Origin of the sequence: Streptomyces sp. NPDC051310 (genome assembly GCF_044455245.1) — a bacterium.
Taxonomy (GTDB): Bacteria; Actinomycetota; Actinomycetes; order Streptomycetales; family Streptomycetaceae; genus Streptomyces.
On the sequence record NZ_JBITEO010000006.1, the window covers coordinates 17537 to 32626 of the forward strand.

Annotated in this window: 10 protein-coding genes and 2 pseudogenes; 7 read left to right on the forward strand and 5 right to left on the reverse strand. The window is 75.6% G+C overall.

Annotated elements, in window-relative coordinates; all coding sequences use genetic code 11:
* Complete coding sequence (locus ACIA79_RS10875) at positions 1-1200, reverse strand: anhydro-N-acetylmuramic acid kinase (protein ID WP_399427860.1); 1200 nt, start codon at positions 1198-1200, stop codon at positions 1-3.
* 15 nt (positions 1201-1215) lie between these two features.
* Entirely contained in the window at positions 1216-2574 is a 1359-nt protein-coding gene (locus tag ACIA79_RS10880) for an MFS transporter (RefSeq protein WP_399427861.1), read from the reverse strand.
* A 906-nt stretch (positions 2575-3480) separates the two neighbouring features.
* Here ACIA79_RS10880 and ACIA79_RS10885 point away from each other — a divergent pair.
* Positions 3481-4272: a class I SAM-dependent methyltransferase gene (locus ACIA79_RS10885; RefSeq protein WP_399427862.1), complete on the forward strand. Its 792-nt coding sequence runs from the start codon at positions 3481-3483 to the stop codon at positions 4270-4272.
* 168 nt (positions 4273-4440) lie between these two features.
* Here the strand turns inward: ACIA79_RS10885 and ACIA79_RS10890 are convergent, their stop codons facing one another.
* Entirely contained in the window at positions 4441-4695 is a 255-nt protein-coding gene (locus tag ACIA79_RS10890; protein WP_399427863.1) for a hypothetical protein, read from the reverse strand.
* A gap of 1187 nt (positions 4696-5882) precedes the next feature.
* Here ACIA79_RS10890 and ACIA79_RS10895 point away from each other — a divergent pair.
* Both ACIA79_RS10895 and ACIA79_RS10900 read left to right on the forward strand, forming a co-directional pair.
* The gene (locus ACIA79_RS10895; RefSeq protein WP_399427864.1) at positions 5883-6929 is read left to right on the forward strand and encodes a tetratricopeptide repeat protein; all 1047 of its coding nucleotides are present in this window, start codon (positions 5883-5885) and stop codon (positions 6927-6929) included.
* A 170-nt stretch (positions 6930-7099) separates the two neighbouring features.
* Positions 7100-8119, forward strand: a complete 1020-nt coding sequence (locus ACIA79_RS10900; RefSeq protein WP_399428112.1) for a polyprenyl synthetase family protein — start codon at positions 7100-7102, stop codon at positions 8117-8119.
* A gap of 67 nt (positions 8120-8186) precedes the next feature.
* Here ACIA79_RS10900 and ACIA79_RS10905 read toward each other — a convergent pair whose 3' ends face one another.
* Positions 8187-9275: a hypothetical protein gene (locus ACIA79_RS10905; RefSeq protein ID WP_399427865.1), complete on the reverse strand. Its 1089-nt coding sequence runs from the start codon at positions 9273-9275 to the stop codon at positions 8187-8189.
* A 150-nt stretch (positions 9276-9425) separates the two neighbouring features.
* Here ACIA79_RS10905 and ACIA79_RS10910 point away from each other — a divergent pair.
* From ACIA79_RS10910 to ACIA79_RS10920, 3 genes and pseudogenes are all read left to right on the forward strand, one after another.
* Positions 9426-9593, forward strand: a pseudogene (locus ACIA79_RS10910) (DUF6895 family protein); the annotation flags it as partial.
* A pseudogene (locus ACIA79_RS10915) lies at positions 9590-10660 on the forward strand (serine hydrolase domain-containing protein). The pseudogenes ACIA79_RS10910 and ACIA79_RS10915, both read left to right, overlap by 4 nt.
* A gap of 34 nt (positions 10661-10694) precedes the next feature.
* Positions 10695-11324 (forward strand): alpha-ketoglutarate-dependent dioxygenase AlkB, encoded by a 630-nt coding sequence (locus ACIA79_RS10920; protein WP_399427867.1) that lies wholly within the window; start codon positions 10695-10697, stop codon positions 11322-11324.
* Positions 11325-11373: 49 nt separating this feature from the next.
* Here the strand turns inward: ACIA79_RS10920 and ACIA79_RS10925 are convergent, their stop codons facing one another.
* Positions 11374-12138 carry a carbonic anhydrase gene (locus ACIA79_RS10925; protein WP_399427868.1) on the reverse strand — a complete coding sequence of 255 codons (765 nt, stop codon included), beginning with the start codon at positions 12136-12138 and terminating at the stop codon, positions 11374-11376.
* Between the two features lie 152 nt (positions 12139-12290).
* On the opposite strand from ACIA79_RS10925, the gene ACIA79_RS10930 reads away from it, so the two are divergent.
* Positions 12291-15059: a SpoIIE family protein phosphatase gene (locus tag ACIA79_RS10930; protein ID WP_399427869.1), complete on the forward strand. Its 2769-nt coding sequence runs from the start codon at positions 12291-12293 to the stop codon at positions 15057-15059.
* Positions 15060-15090 lie beyond the last annotated feature (31 nt).

Genomic DNA, 15090 nt, shown 5'->3' on the forward strand with positions numbered 1-15090 from the left:
TCACCCGTGCCCGTACGGCGGGAGCGGCGGCGCCAGCCGCAGCCGTACGGGCACGGTCGGGGCGGGCTCCGGCAACCGCAGAGCGCGCCGGCCCGGGGTGATCGAGCCCAGCACGCTCGCATGCCGGGCACCGGTGCACGCCGGTACCGTACCGGCCAACCCGTGGGCGGTCAGGAAACCGAGAACCGCGAAGGCATACGCCTCCTTGGCCGCCGACGGCAGCCCCAGCTCGCCGGACCCGCGCAGCGGCACTCCGCCGAGCGCCGAGCGCAACCGGTCCATCAGTACCGGATTGCGGGTGCCACCGCCCGAGGCGAAGACCTCGGTCGCCCCGACGGAGCGGACCGCGTCCGCGACGGTACGGGCGGTCAGCTCCGTGAGGGTGGCGACCACGTCCGCCGGACGCAGGGCGTCCCGCCCCTCCAGCGCCGCCAGCAGGTACGGCAGGTGGAACAGCTCCTTGCCGGTCGTCTTGGGCGGCGGCGCCGCGTAGTACGGATCGCCCAGCAGCCGCCGCAGCAGCTCCCCGTCGACCCTGCCGCGCGCCGCCAGGGCGCCGTCGGCGTCGTAGGCGAGCCTGCCGCCCGTGAAGTGGAGCACGGCCGCGTCGATCAGCGCGTTGGCGGGACCGGTGTCGAAGGCGAGCGGCGGCGACCCGGCCGGGCCGCCGGCCGCCGTGATGTTGGCGATGCCGCCGAGGTTCAGCGCGACGGGCACGCCCGGGCGCCCGCGCAGCCACAGCACGTCCACGATGCTCACCAGCGGCGCGCCCTGACCGCCGGCGGCGACGTCCCGGGTGCGCAGGCCGGAGACGACGGGACGGCCGGTCGCCTCGGCGATCCAGGCCGGCTCACCGAGCTGGAGGGTGCCGTGCACCCGCCCGCCCTCGGCCCAGTGGTGGACGGTCTGCCCGTGGGAGACGACCAGCTCGGCGCGGCCCCCGCACAGCTCGCGGTCCGCCCGTACGGCGAGCTCCGCGAACGCCTGCCCGATGCGGGTGTCCAGCAGGCAGACGTCCTTCAGGGTGGTGGCCGCCGGAGGCAGCGCGGCGGCCAGGGCGGACCGCAGGCCGTCGTCGTACCGGGCGCTGACCATGCCGAGCGGGCGCAGGACGACACCGTCCCCGTCGAGCGTGATGTCCGCGGCGGCCGCGTCGACCGCGTCGTACGACGTGCCCGACATCATGCCGATGATCCGCACGGCGCCGCCCTCCCCTCAGTCGCGCAGGGCGCGGCGGTGGCCGTCGCCGGGCAGGGTGGCCAGGGCGAGCGCGCTCACGGCGCACGTGGCGGCCACGTAGTACGCGGGGACGTCGACGCTGCCGGTCCGCTCGATCGTCCAGGTGACGATCAGGCCCGCGCAGCCGGAGAACACCGCGTTGGACAGCGCGTACGCCAGGCCGAGCCCGGTGTACCGGACGTGCGTGGGGAACATCTCCGCGAGCATCGCCGGTCCCGGCCCCGCCATCAGGCCGACGACCGCGCCGGCGGCGATCACCGCGAGGCCCTTGGCGACCGCCCCGGCCGAGGGGTCCCGCAACAGGCCCAGGAGCGGGAAGGCGAGGAGGACGGCGAGCACCGCACCGGTCACCATGACCGCGCGCCTGCCCACGCGGTCGCTGAGCGCCCCCGCCGGGAGGATCGTGGCGGCGAAGCCCAGATTGCCCAGGACGGTGGCCACCAGCGCCTGCCGGAAGGAGGCGTTCAGGCTGCTCTGGAGGTACGACGGCAGCACGACGAGGAAGGTGTAGCCGGCCGCCGACCAGCCCATCAGCCGTCCGGCCGCGAGCGCGATCGCCCGGGCCGCCTCGCCTGTCGCGGCGGGGGCGGTCCGGGTCGCCTTGCCCGTCGCGGCGGCGGCGGACCGGGTCGGCTCCCGCCGCCGGAACGACGGTGTCTCCTCGAGGCGCAGCCGCAGCCACAGGGCGCCCAGCCCCATGGGCAGCGTCAGCAGGAACGGCACCCGCCACCCCCAGTCCTCCAGCTGAGCCTGTGTCAGGACCGTCGCCAGCGCGGCGGCCACCCCGGCACCGCCGAGCAGCCCCAGCGCCACGGTGAACGACTGCCACGCCCCGTACAGGCCGCGCCTGTACGGTGGGGCGAACTCGGTCATGACCGAGACGGCGCCCCCGAACTCCCCGCCCGCGGACAGCCCCTGGACGGCCCGCAGCAGGGTGAGCAGCCACGGTGCGGCGGCGCCCAGCGTCGCGTACGTGGGCAGCAGGCCGATCAGGGTGGTCGCGCCCGTCATCAGCAGGATGACGAGGATGAGTGTCGGCCGCCGGCCGGCCCGGTCGCCGATCCGGCCGAACAGCGCTGCCCCCACCGGACGGAAGAAGAAGGCCAGCGCGAAGGAGGCGTACGTCTTGACCAGGGCCTCGGCGCCGCCCGTGCCCGCGGGGTCGAAGAACCGGGCGGCGATGATCGTGGCGAACCAGCCGTAGACGCCGAACTCGTACCACTCGATGAAGTTGCCCACCGAGCCCGCCACCAGGGCACCGCGCGACCGCGGCGGCACGGCCGCCCCGCGGGCCCCGCCGGGAGGTGCGGAGGTGGTCGTGTGCCGGCTCTCCATGAAAGTTCGTTACATCATCGCAGCCTTTCGCTGTCAACAACTTTCACCGGCGCGGTGCGGCGAACCTTCCCGGCGGTGCGGCACCGCCCGCCGGCGGCAGGGCGGGGCGACGCTCGTGATGCACGGCCGCACAGTCGCACCTACGGTGTAAAAGTAACCCGTATGGCGCATTCGGGTCCTCTGGAGGCGAGACCATCGGCAGGTCAGCGTGGAGACGATCACCCGTCGTGAGAAGTGGCTCCGGCCGAACGGACGCTCCAGCCGCCCTATGCAATGCCTGACGGTCTGTTACCTCCTTGTCGTGATACCGCCGGTCGTCGTCCACCTGACGGTCCCGGCCCTGCACACCGGTATGTCGGCCCTCGTCGGACTCGCGGGCGTCGCGGCGATACTCATCGGCATCCGTATCCACCGCCCCGCCCGACGCCGGCCGTGGCTCCTGCTCGCCGCGGCGAATCTCGCCTTCACCGCCGGGGGCACCACGTACAACCTCCTCGAAGCCGCGTTCGGCCAGTCGAACCCCTTCCCCTCCCTCGCGGACGTGTTCCACCTGTCCACCTATCCGCTGTTCGCCGCGGGCGTCCTCGGCTTCGCGCAGCCAGGCCGGCTTCCGCATCCGGATGACGGCCCTCAACACCGACGGGCAGATCGACCGGCTCAATGCCGCCCTCACCGAACTGGCCGAGCGCTTCCCGCTCAAGCGGGCCGGGGTGAGCGCCCAGCCCGACCGCGTGCCGGGCGCCCGGCGGACGCGAACGCAGGCGCGGCGAGAGCGAGCCGGGAGAGGCGGGAGGCCGGGAGAACCAGGAGGGCCGGGAGGACCGTGGGCCGGGGGAACCGGAAGGGCGGGAGAACGGTGGAGATCATGGCAGCAGCAGTGACCGGGACGACGGACGGGTGGCGGGCATGACACCCGGCCCGCCCAGCCCCCAGGGGCACGACGACGACGGACACGAGCCCCGGTTCAACGCCGACGCGGACTGGGACCGCTGGCCCGTCACCGCGTACCTCACCGAGAACTACCGGCGGATGCACAGCTCGGACGCCACGGTCATCCGCCACCACGCAGCCTTCTACCGGGCCTTCGCCGCCGGCAGCGTCGGCCGGTCCCTGGAGTTCGGGGCGGGGCCGAACCTCTACCCGCTGATGCCGGCCGCCGCCGTCGTCCGCGTCATCGACGCGCTGGAACCGGGGGCCGGCAACGTCGCCTACCTCGCGGGCCAGCTGGAACGCCCCGACGAGAGCTGGCGGACCTTCTACGACCTGTGCCGCGAGCTCGACCCCCGGCTCCCGGTCTCCCTCACCGAGGCGCTGTCCCGGGTCCGCGTCCTGCACGCCGACGCGACCGCCGTGCCCGAGAGCGCCTACGACCTCGCGTCGATGAACTTCGTCGCCGAGAGCGTCACCGAGGACGCGGAGGAGTTCGCCGAACTCTGCGGTCTGTTCATCCGCGCCGTACGCCCTGGCGGGCACCTGGTCGCGGCCTTCATGGAGAACATGCCCAGCTACCGGATCGGTGCCGGGCTGGAGTGGCCGGCCTTCCCGGTGGACTCCGCGACGGTACGGGAGGTCTTCGGCCCGCACACCACGGACCTGCACCTCACACGCGTCGACAAGGACCCGGGCCTGCCCGACTACGGGGACACCGGCATGGTGCTGCTCCGCGCGGAGCGCGCTCGGCCGACCAGCTCCCGGTGAGGCGCGCGTCCCGCCGGTCACCCGTCAGCGCCCGTCGGGCCTGTCCGCGCCGCGCCCCTCCGCCACCGTGACCCTGCCCCGGCGGGCCCGCCCGTCCGGTCGGCCGCACATCGAACCCCGCCCGTCGCCGGGGGCGGCGCTCCGGTGGCCGGCGGCGGGCGGGACGTCTCACCGGCGGTGTCCGTCCAGCCCCTGGACGGACACCGCCGGGCAGGCGGCGCGCAGCGGCAGCGCCGCCTCCGCACCGGCGGCGCGGGCGGGGTGGCGGCACCGCCCCGTGTCCCGCGCCACCGGGACGCCGGCAAGGTCACGCGGACCGGTGATGCGGCGCCGGCCGGCGTGCCGGCAGCCGCTGAGGTGGACGAGGCGTACCCGGTCGACCAGGCGCACCTGGTGCACGAGGCGGTGGTCGACCAGGTGCACGTGGTGGACGACGACAGCACCGTGGCCGTCCCCGCGAGGTGCGCCGCCACGGCGCCCACGGCGGCGGTGGCGGCGGTGCCGCTCACCGTGCGGGCCTTGCGCACCCGCGGGATGGAGACGACGGCCACGGTGGCCCCCCACTGGCTCGGCCGGCCTCGCGGCCGTCCGGCCCGGCGCACGGCCGCCCGCCCGTCCCGGCGGCTCGCATGCGGCGTACGGGCGGGACGGGCGGGGGCGCGGGGCACCGCGGACGCGGCTGCGGGGCGGAGTACCAGGACCCGGACCCGGTACGGCCCGGGTCGGTGGTGACGCGGGTGCGGCAGGAAGCGGCAGGGGGCGGGCCGGCCCTGGTCCGGCCGGGCCCCGGTGCCCGGCGCCGGGCTGCCGGGAGCGTCCGGCCCGTCGTCGCCGCCGGCCGGGCCGCCGGAATCGTCCGTGCGGCGGCCGCACGTGACGCGCACGGCCACGCGGGACCGGTGTCGGCGGGGTGCCGAACAGGGCCGGTGTACGGGCGCGCGGCGGGTGGTGGTGGCGGCGCGCGACAGCCGGTCGGACGCCCTGCGGGCGGGATGCCTGCGACCGGGAGCCCTTCTGTCGCAGCTACGGCTCCGCGAGCCGGCGGCAGGCCAGTCGGTCACCCGCCGCAACGGGTGCGGAACCGAAGGCGCCGAGAGTCGGCCGACCGGGAGCGAGGACACCGCGGGCCTCTTCCTGCGATGGTGCAGACCGGGAGACGACCTGCCGGACATCAACGGTAAGCACATGGCTTTTGCCCGGTCAATCCGTGCCGGCCGGGCTTGCGCGGCGGCCCGGACGCGCATGCCCGGCCGCCGGGAGGGCGCCCGTCACGGTCGATCCCGCCGGGCGCGTGCCAGGGGCCCTCGCCGGTTCCGGCCCCCATCCGCTCCGGCCCTCACCCGGAGCGCCCCGGCGGACCCGGTCACCGAGCCCCGGCACGGCAACCACCCGTGCTCGGCACCGCGCTGACGAAGCGCCAGAAAAAGGCGGAGCGGCGCGAGTCGAGGGCGCGCCGAAGCGAACACGCCGTGCGACCGGCGCGAGGCGCTGCCCGGTCGACCCACAAAGAATCACGGAAAGTGGAACCTATGGCCACTGCTGTCCCTCTTCCTTCCCGACACGCGCGCGCTGCCAGCTGAAAGAGACGACCGCACGAAGAGAGCACAGCCATGTTCAGCAAGGCCCTCGCGCCCGAGTACCAAGGGGCCCTCAGCGCCCTGTCCGTCAACTCCTCCCTCACCGACGTGCTGGCCGCCGCGACCGAGCAGCTGACCGCCGCGCAGCGCGCCGGTGACGCCCGCGAGACGGCCCGCGCCGCCCTCGCCGTCGCCGAGGCACACCGCCGGCTCGGCGACGTACAGGCCGCCGACCGGGCGTGGAAGGCCGGTTACCGCACGGCCCGTGCGGCCGGGGACCTCTCCGGCATGGCCTGGGCCCTGTGGAGCGGCGGCACCCTCGCCCGCCAGCGCGGCGCCCTGGCACTCGCCTTCCGGCTCCTGCGGTACGCGGCCGACACGGGGAAGCGCGGCGGCGATGTCGTGGCCCACGGCTACTCCCTCGCCGGACTGGCCGAAACGGGCCGCATCCAGGGCGACTACGCCGCCGTGGAGGCCCTCCACGACGAACTGCTGGCGGAGGCCCGCCGCCGCGGCGAGGCCCGGCACACCGTCTGGGCGCTGGAGGGCATCGCACAGATCCACCGCAACACCGGCCGCTACGACAGCGCCTATGCCCTGTTCGAGGAGGCCGCCGGGATCGCCGAGCGCGCCGACGACCGCCGCGGCCACGCGTGGGCCCTGCGCGGCCTGGCGGACATCGTCTCCGTGCGGGACGGCGATCCGGAGCGCGCCCTGGACCTGCTCGCCCGCGCCGAGGCGACCTGCCGCGAGATGAACCTCTCGAGCGCGCTGGCCTACAACCACAAGATGCGCGCCAACGTGCTCTACCGGGCGGGCCGGTACGCGGAGGCACGCGAGACCTACGACCTCGCCCTGGCCGAGTTCCGCGAGATGGGCGAGCCGCGCGGCGAGGCCCTCTCCCGCCTCGGTGCCGCCAAGGCCCGGGCGCGGCTCGGCGCCGACCCGGCGCGGACCGCCGCCGAACTCGCCGAACTGCGCGGCGTACTGGACCGCCTGGGCCTCCACCACGCCCGCGCCATGGTGGACCGGGCCCACACCGAGCTGGGCCTCGACACGACACCGGTGACCGCCCGATGACCCGGCCCGTGTCCACGAGCACGGCCGTGTCCGCGACCCCGGCGCCCGCGACCCCGGCGCCCGCGAAGCCCGTCACGACGGGCCCTGTCGCGACGGACCCCGTCACCGCGAGTCCCCGGACCACGGGCCCCGTCACCGCGGGCTCCCCGACCACAACCCCCGAGCGGACGCTGGCCCGCTGCCGCGCGCTGGTGGAGCCCGCTCTGCGCGAGCGTGTCTCGGGACTGCACAACTGGCCCGCGGAGATGGCCGCCTACGCCTTCGGCTGGTGCGAGGTCGGCGGGGCACCCCGCGCCGGCGCGGCCGGCAAGGGGCTGCGCCAGGCACTCGCGGTGCTGTGCGCCGAGGCCGCCGGAGCGCCCGGTGACCTCGCGCTCGACGGCGCCGTCGCGGTCGAACTCGTCCACACCTTCAGCCTGGTGCACGACGACATCATGGACGGCGACGAGACGCGCCGGCAGCGCCCGGCCGTCTGGAAGGCGTACGGCACGGGCCCCGCGGTGCTCGCCGGGGACGCGCTCTTCGCCCTCGCCTACGAGGTCCTCGCCGGGGCACCCGGCCCGCACGGCGCGGCGGCCGTGCGCCGGCTCTCCCGGGACATGGCCGACCTCGTCGAGGGTCAGGCCGAGGACCTGCTCCTCGAGAGCCGGCCGTGGACCGGACCCGGTGCCGTGGAGGTGGGGGCGTACCTGCGGATGGCCGAGCAGAAGACGGGTGCGCTGCTGGGCTGTGCGTCCGCGCTCGGAGCGCTGCTGGCCGGGGCTCCCGCGCCGGTCGTGGACGCCCTGTCCGCCGCCGGGCGCCACCTGGGCGTGGCCTTCCAGGCCGCCGACGACGTGCTCGGGCTGTGGGGCGACCCCGCGGTCACGGGCAAGCCCGCCCACGGCGACCTGCGCCGTCGCAAGAAGACCCTGCCGGTGCTCACCGCCCTGGCGGCGCCCCACCCCGCGGCCGCCCGGCTCGCCACGCGGCTCACGGCCCTGGGACCGGGAGGCGGGGAGCCGGGTGACGCCGTGCTGCGGGAGCTGGCCGGCCTGGTGGCGGAGGCGGGGGGACGGGAGGCGGCGCTGGCCGAGGCGCGACGCCGCCTGGACCTGGCCGCGGAGGCGCTGAGCAGCGTCCCCCTGGCGCCGGCGCCGGCCGCGGAACTGCTCGCCCTGCTGCCGTTCGCCATCGGCCGCGTCAGCTGAGCGGACCGCCGGCCGGAGCACCGCCGGGGCGTGAACCCTGGTGCCGGCGGCGGCCGTTCGCGGACCCTCAGCCGCTGTGCGCCGTCGGGTCGACGGCCCGCAGCCAGCGCAGCAGGGCCGATGCGGCGAACCCAGCGGTGAGCGCGGCACAGGTCACCGCCGTGGCACTTGCCCACGCGTACGGCCCGCCGAGGCTGCTGACCAGCAGATCCGTGTCGCCGACGCCGGCCGTCGCGTGGAGGGCGACGATGCCGACACCGGTCGCGGCCGCGGCCGCCCAGATCCGTACGGTGTCGCGCAGGGTGAGCCAGGCGCCCGCTCCCAGGCAGAGCGCGGTCACGCCGACAGCCAGCAGGCCGGTGCTGTCACCGGCCCGCAGGCCGGGGAGGTCGGAGGGCAGGTGGACCAGGCCGCAGACGAGGAGCACGAAGGCGGCGGGCCAGCGCAGGGCGGAGCGCAGGCCGTGGGTGACGGCGTCACCGTCGCCCGGTGCGGCGGAGCGGATCCGGGCGGCCGCGACCGCCGGCCGCTTGCGCTCCCCGTCCCTCCTGCCGTCGCCCTTCGTGCCGGCGGCCTCACCCTCCTCGGCCTTGCGGCCGTCGGCCTTCCTGTCGCCGGGCTTGCGGAGGAAGACCCTCTTGTCGCCCGCCCGGAGGGCGGTGGTGGTCCTGCCGTCGGCGGCCTTCCCCATGTCCGCCGGGCTGTCGCCCGCGGGCGTCGGGGCCGCGTCCCGCGCGGTGTCCTCGGTGGTCCCGGCGCTCCGGGGCCAGCCGCCGCCGTCCTCGGTGCAGAGGATGTCCACCAGCCGGGCGACCTCCTCGATGGGCCTGCCGACGGCCGCGGCGCGCAGCGTCGTGTCGGCCTCGTCGAGGTGATGCGGAGGTTCCCCCAGCATGGCGACCAGTTGCCGGACCTCCTCCAGGGGGCGGGCCACGGCGGCGGCGCGCAGCGCCTCGTCGCCCGGGCTCGACACCTCCCTGGTCCGCTTGAGCAGACTCACCAGTGCGGCGACCTCTTCCAGCGGCCGGTAGGTGGCCGCGGTCCACAGCAGGGTGCGTATCGGCTCGTCGGTTACTTCCACGGGCGGTCTGACCTGCTCCTCCCCGGCCTCCGGCGGGGGAGGGGCGGGGGGTGTTGTCGGTCGGTCGGTGGTCATGGCGCGGCTCCATTCGCCGAACGTTCGGTGAGGCACACACCGTGTCGTTGGACCATCTAAGGGGCATGCCGGACCATTGCGCCATCCGGGAGCAGCAGAAGGGGGTACGCCGCCGGGAGGAGCCGTGACCGCGCCGGTCCGCGCGCCGGAGGCCGACCGGCGGCCCAGCAGCCCGACGGGGCCATGCCGGCCGTGGACGTCATGCCGGAGGGCGACCCCGAGGAGGTCTTCGACATCGTGTACCACTCCACCCTGGTCGCCGCCTTCGCCTCCCTGCCGGCGACCTCCCGGGCCCTGGCGCGGATGGCGGAGGCATGACCGCCGCACCGCACCGGCCGTCGCTGGGCCGCACCGCCGACGGGACGGAGATCGAGGGCCGGCTCGACGAGGCCGTCCGGGCCGTCCGGGCCCCCGACGCCGTGTTCGCCCTCTCGCAGGACGGCCGCCGCACGGTCCGCTGCGTCGGTACGGCGCCGCCCCCGGCCCGTCCCGCGCGACCGGCTGCGGTACGAGCTCGGGTCGGCCTCCAAGCCGTACACGGGGCTGCTCCTGGCCGAGCTGGTCCGTACCGGAGCGCTGTCCGGCGCCGACCCGGCCGTCGTCCACCTGGGCCCGGGCCGTCCGCACCCGCGCCGGTCCGCCATCACCCTGACCCACCTGATCACCCACACGTCCGGGCTGCCCCCGCTGCCGCGCGACTTCTACCGGCAGGGCCTGCCCCACTGGTCCACCAACCCCTACGCCGGCTACCCGGCCGAACGGGTCGTGCGGGCCTTCCTGCGCAGCCGGCCGGTCCAGCCCCGGAACCCGCTGGCGGTACTCGAACTTCGGGGCCTCCGTCCTCGGCCACGCCCTCGCGGCCGCCACCGCCACCCCGTGGGAGGAGCTGCTCACCGGCCGGATCCTGGAGCCCCTGGGCCTGACGGCCACGGCACTGGCGCCCGCCGGCCGGCCGGACACCGACGCCACCGGGCACCGCGCCGACGGCACGACGCCCGTGCCCCCGCTGCTGATCGGCGGCTTCCAGGCGGCCGGGGCGGTACGCGCCACCCCCCACGACCTGCTCTCCTTCCTGGAGGCGCACCTCCGCCCGGACGGCACCCCGCTGGCCGGCGCCCTGCGCACGGTGCAGCGGCCCGTCCTGCGGCGGGGTCTCGGCCACCGGCACGTGCACACGCTCACTTGGTTCCGGCACCCCACCGACCAGGGGCCGATGTACTTCCACGCCGGCGCGACCAGCGGGCAGCAGGCGTTCCTGGGCTTCCGCCCCGACACGGCGACGGCCCCTGGCCGCCGTCTCCACCCGCCGCCACACCGGCCGCGACACGTTCGTCGCCACGGCGTACGGGCTGCCGGCGTCCCTGCCGCCCCTTGATCGCGAATAGCTCACCAGTTCGATATCGGTCTAGGCTGGAGGGCATGGCACAGCACCTCCAGGGCTCGCTCTTCGACCAGAGCGACGAGATCCGGCTCGGCCCGCTCACCGGCGTCCGCCGGACCGTCCTCGGTGCCGGGGCGTGGATCGACCTGCTCCCCGGCTGGCTGACCGGAGCGGACGCCCTCTTCGGCGAACTGGTCTCCACCGTGCCCTGGCGGGCCGAGCGGCGGCACATGTACGACCACGAGGTCGCCGTGCCCCGGCTGCTCGCCTTCTACGGCGCCGACGACCGCCTCCCGCACCCGGTGCTCCAGGAGGCCCGCGCCGCCCTGTCCGCCCACTACGGCGCCGAACTGGGGGAGCCGTTCGCCACGGCGGGGCTGTGCTACTACCGCGACGGCCGCGACAGCGTCGCCTGGCACGGCGACCGCATCGGCCGGGGCTCGCGGGAGGACACCATGGTCGCCATCCTCTCGGTCGGCGAGCCGCGGGACCTCGCGCTGCGGCCCCGCGGCGGCGGCGCCGCACCGATGCGGCTGCCGCTCGGCCACGGCGACCTCGTCGTGATGGGCGGCTCGTGCCAGCGGACCTGGGAGCACGCCGTCCCGAAGACCTCGAAGGACGTCGGACCCAGGATCAGTGTCCAGTTCCGGCCCCGGGGGGTGCGCTGAGCACCCCCGGGGTACCCCCGTACGGCGGCCCGGCGCCCCGGCCGCCGGGTCAGGCGACGCGGTGGACCAGCTGGCTCGCCAGCTCGTAGCGGGCGCCGACGACGGCGAGCGCGCCCGTCTCCACCCGGGCCGCCAGATCGGGCTCGGCGGCGAGCCGGGTCGCCACGAGCCGCACCTGCGCCGTGATGGTCGCGTCGACGCGGGCCGGACCGCTCTGCCCGCGGTCGATCGCGGGCCGGATCTGCTCCGCGACGTACGCGATGTGCGCGGGCAGCTCCTCGCCCGTCTCGTCGGCGTGCACCGCCGCGCCGACCGCCCCGCAGGACTGGTGGCCGAGCACCATGACGAGCGGGATGCCGAGCTCCAGTACGCCGTAGGCGATGCTGCCGAGCACGGCCTCGTCGAGCACCTCGCCCGCCGAGCGGACGGTCATCAGGTCGCCCAGCCCCTGGTCGAAGATGAGCTCGGGCGGGACGCGCGAGTCGATGCAGCCGAGGACGACGGCGAACGGGTGCTGCCCGGCCACGGCCGCTACCCGGTCGGCCCTGGCCTCGTGCGGATGGGACTGGTGCAGGGCGCGCCACCGTTCGTTGCCGTGCGCCAGGGCGCGCAGCGCCGCGGCGGGGGTGGCGGGCCGCTTCCCGGGGGCGCCCGCGCCGGTCCGTGCGGCCGCGGACGGGGCGCCGGCGACCAGGCCGGTGGTGAGCGCCGCGGTGCCGCCGAACGCCGCCCGGAGCAGGCTCCGCCGGCGTGTCCCGGCCGTGGTCGCGGCGTCGGCCGGGTACGTGGATATGTCGCCTGGGGTCGAAGTCACGCCCGGGAACGTACGCCTGGTCATGATGTTTTCTGTTCGACTTTGATCAGCGTTGGGTCCTTGTTGGGCGAATCCTGGACTCCGCTGACGGCGGGTGTCCGGACGGCAACCTTCGGTCACACATGGTCGCGGCCGGGTGTGCGGTGTTAAAAATGAGCGTGGTCAACGTTCGCGACCGATTCCGTGGTGCCTCGGTTCGGTCCCTGGCCGAAAGGCGTCCGCGGAGTGTCGCCGGGCAGGTCTTCGTCCTGCAGGTGGCGCTCGTCGTACTGCTCGTCCTCGGCGCGGTCCTCGCGCTGCTCCTCCAGTCGCGCAGCGACAGCGACCGCGAGGCGCGCAACCGATCCGTCGCGGTCGCCGAATCGTTCGCCCACGCCCCCGGCATCGAGGAGGCGCTGGCCTCGCCCGATCCGTCCCGCGTGCTCCAGCCCCTCACCGAAGCCGCCCGCAAGGCGGCCGGTGTCGACTTCGTCGTGGTCATGGACACCCGCGGCATCCGCTACACGCACCCCCAGCCGGAGCGGATCGGTGGTCGCTTCGTCGGCACCATCGAGCCCTCCCTCGAAGGCCGCGTCCACACCGAGAACGTCAGCGGCCCCCTCGGTGACGAGGTCCAGGCCATAGTGCCGATCCGGGACCGCGACGACGGGCGGGTCATCGGCCTCGTCTCCGCCGGACTCCAGATCAAGAACGTCACCGGCGTGGTCAACCGCCAGCTCCCCGTCATCCTCGCCACCAGCGCGGCCGGCCTGGGCCTGGCCACCGCCGGGACGGCCCTGGTGGCCGGACGGCTGCGCCGCCAGACCCACGGCCTCGGCCCCGCCGAGATGACCCGGGTGTACGAACACCACGACGCCGTCCTGCACGCCGTCCGCGAGGGCGTCGTCATCATCGCCGGCGACGGCCGCCTCCTCCTCGCCAACGACGAGGCCCGCCGCCTCCTGCAACTGCCCGCCGACGCCGAGGGCCGCCTGATCGGCGAACTGCCGGGACTCGACCCCGGCATCGCCGAGCTGCTGGCCTCCGGCCGCCTCGCCACCGACGAGGTCGTCCTCGCCGCCGACCGGCTGCTCGCCGTCAACCAGCGCCCCACCGACCGCAACGGCGGCCCGGCCGGCACCGTCGCCACCATCCGCGACACCACCGAACTGCGCGCCCTCACCGGCCGCGCCGAGGGCGCCCGCAAGCGGCTCAACCTCCTGTACGACGCCGGCGTCGGCATCGGCACCAGCCTCGACGTCGTCCGCACCGCCGAGGAGCTCGCCGAGGTCGCCGTCCCCCGGTTCGCCGACTTCGTCACCGTCGACCTCGCCGACGCGGTCCTGCGCGGCGAGGAGCCCACCGGAACCGGTGCCGACATGCGCCGCACCGCCGTCGCGGGCATCCGCGACGACCATCCCCTCTACCCGCGCGGCAGAATGATCGGCTTCCTGCCGTCCACGCCGCAGGCCCGCGGCTTCGGCACCGGCCGGGCGGAGCTCGTCCCCCACCTGTCCCGGGCGCCCGGCTGGCAGGCCCAGGACCCCGAGCGGGCCGGCCGGATCGTCGCGTACGGCATCCACTCGCTCATCGCGGTGCCCCTCAAGGCCAGGGGCGTGGTGCTGGGCGTCGCCAACTTCTGGCGCTCCGAGAAGCCCGAGCCGTTCGAGGAGGAGGACGTCGCGCTCGCCGAGGAGCTCGTCACCCGGGCGGCGGTCTGCATCGACAACGCCCGCCGCTACACCCGCGAGCACGCCATGGCGGTGACGCTCCAGCGCAGCCTGCTGCCACGGGCCCTGCCCGAGCACAGCGCGCTGGACGTCGCCCACCGCTACCTGCCCGCCCAGTCCGGCGTCGGCGGCGACTGGTTCGATGTCATCCCGCTGCCCGGCAGCCGCGTCGCCCTGGTCGTCGGGGACGTCGTCGGGCACGGCCTGCACGCCGCCGCGACGATGGGCCGGCTGCGCACCGCCGTGCACAACTTCTCCACCCTCGACCTGCCGCCCGACGAGATCCTCGGCCGCCTCGACGACCTGGTCGGCCGCATCGACCAGGACGAGAGCGATCCGGTCACCGGACAGCCCGCCGGCGACCCGCCGGACGCCGGCATGACCGGCGCCACCTGCCTGTACGCCGTGTACGACCCGGTATCGCGCCGCTGCGTCATGGCCCGCGCGGGACACCCGCTCCCCGCCCTCGTCCACCCCGACGGGCTGGTGGAGTTCCCCGACCTGCCCGCCGGCCCGCCCCTGGGCCTGGGCGGCATCCCGTTCGAGACCGCCGAACTCGAACTCGCCGAGGGCAGCCAGCTCGTCTTCTACACCGACGGGCTGATCGAGGACCGCACCCGCGACATCGACGTCGGCCTGGAACTGCTCCGCCGGGCCCTCTCCGCACCGGACCGGACCCCCGACGAGAGCTGCCGCGCCGTCTGCGAAGCACTGCTGCCCGCCCACCCCAAGGACGACGTGGCCCTGCTGATCGCCCGCACCCGCGCCCTCGGCCCCGACCGCGTCGTCGACTGGGACGTCCCCTTCCACCCGGGAGCCGTCGCCAAGGTGCGCGCCGCCGCCGCACGGCAGCTCGACGAGTGGGGCCTGTCCGAACTCGCCTTCACCACCGAGCTCGTCCTCAGCGAGCTCATCACCAACGCCATCCGCTACGGCGCCCCGCCGGTCCGCGTCCGCCTCCTCCACGACCGCGGCCTGACCTGCGAGGTCTCCGACACCAGCAGCACCTCCCCGCACCTGCGGTACGCCGCCACCACCGACGAGGGCGGCCGCGGCCTGTTCCTCGTCGCCCAGCTCTCCGAACGCTGGGGCACCCGCTACACCCCGCAGGGCAAGGTCATCTGGGCGGAGCAGCCACCCCCCGACGCGAGCCGGGAGGCGGCCGCCGACGGCGCGCTGTTCCTCGACATCCTCGACGCCGACCCGATCTAGCCGACCCCATCCAGAAGATCCCTGGCGCGGC

What these genes read in the sequence shown, in the direction of transcription:
- ACIA79_RS10905 (WP_399427865.1), bottom strand. Translation starts at nt 9,275, where the DNA reads ATGACCACCGACCGACCGACAACACCCCCCGCCCCTCCCCCGCCGGAG.
- ACIA79_RS10885 (WP_399427862.1), top strand. Translation starts at nt 3,481, where the DNA reads ATGACACCCGGCCCGCCCAGCCCCCAGGGGCACGACGACGACGGACAC.
- ACIA79_RS10895 (WP_399427864.1), top strand. Translation starts at nt 5,883, where the DNA reads ATGTTCAGCAAGGCCCTCGCGCCCGAGTACCAAGGGGCCCTCAGCGCC.
- ACIA79_RS10880 (WP_399427861.1), bottom strand. Translation starts at nt 2,574, where the DNA reads ATGGAGAGCCGGCACACGACCACCTCCGCACCTCCCGGCGGGGCCCGC.
- ACIA79_RS10930 (WP_399427869.1), top strand. Translation starts at nt 12,291, where the DNA reads ATGAGCGTGGTCAACGTTCGCGACCGATTCCGTGGTGCCTCGGTTCGG.
- ACIA79_RS10920 (WP_399427867.1), top strand. Translation starts at nt 10,695, where the DNA reads ATGGCACAGCACCTCCAGGGCTCGCTCTTCGACCAGAGCGACGAGATC.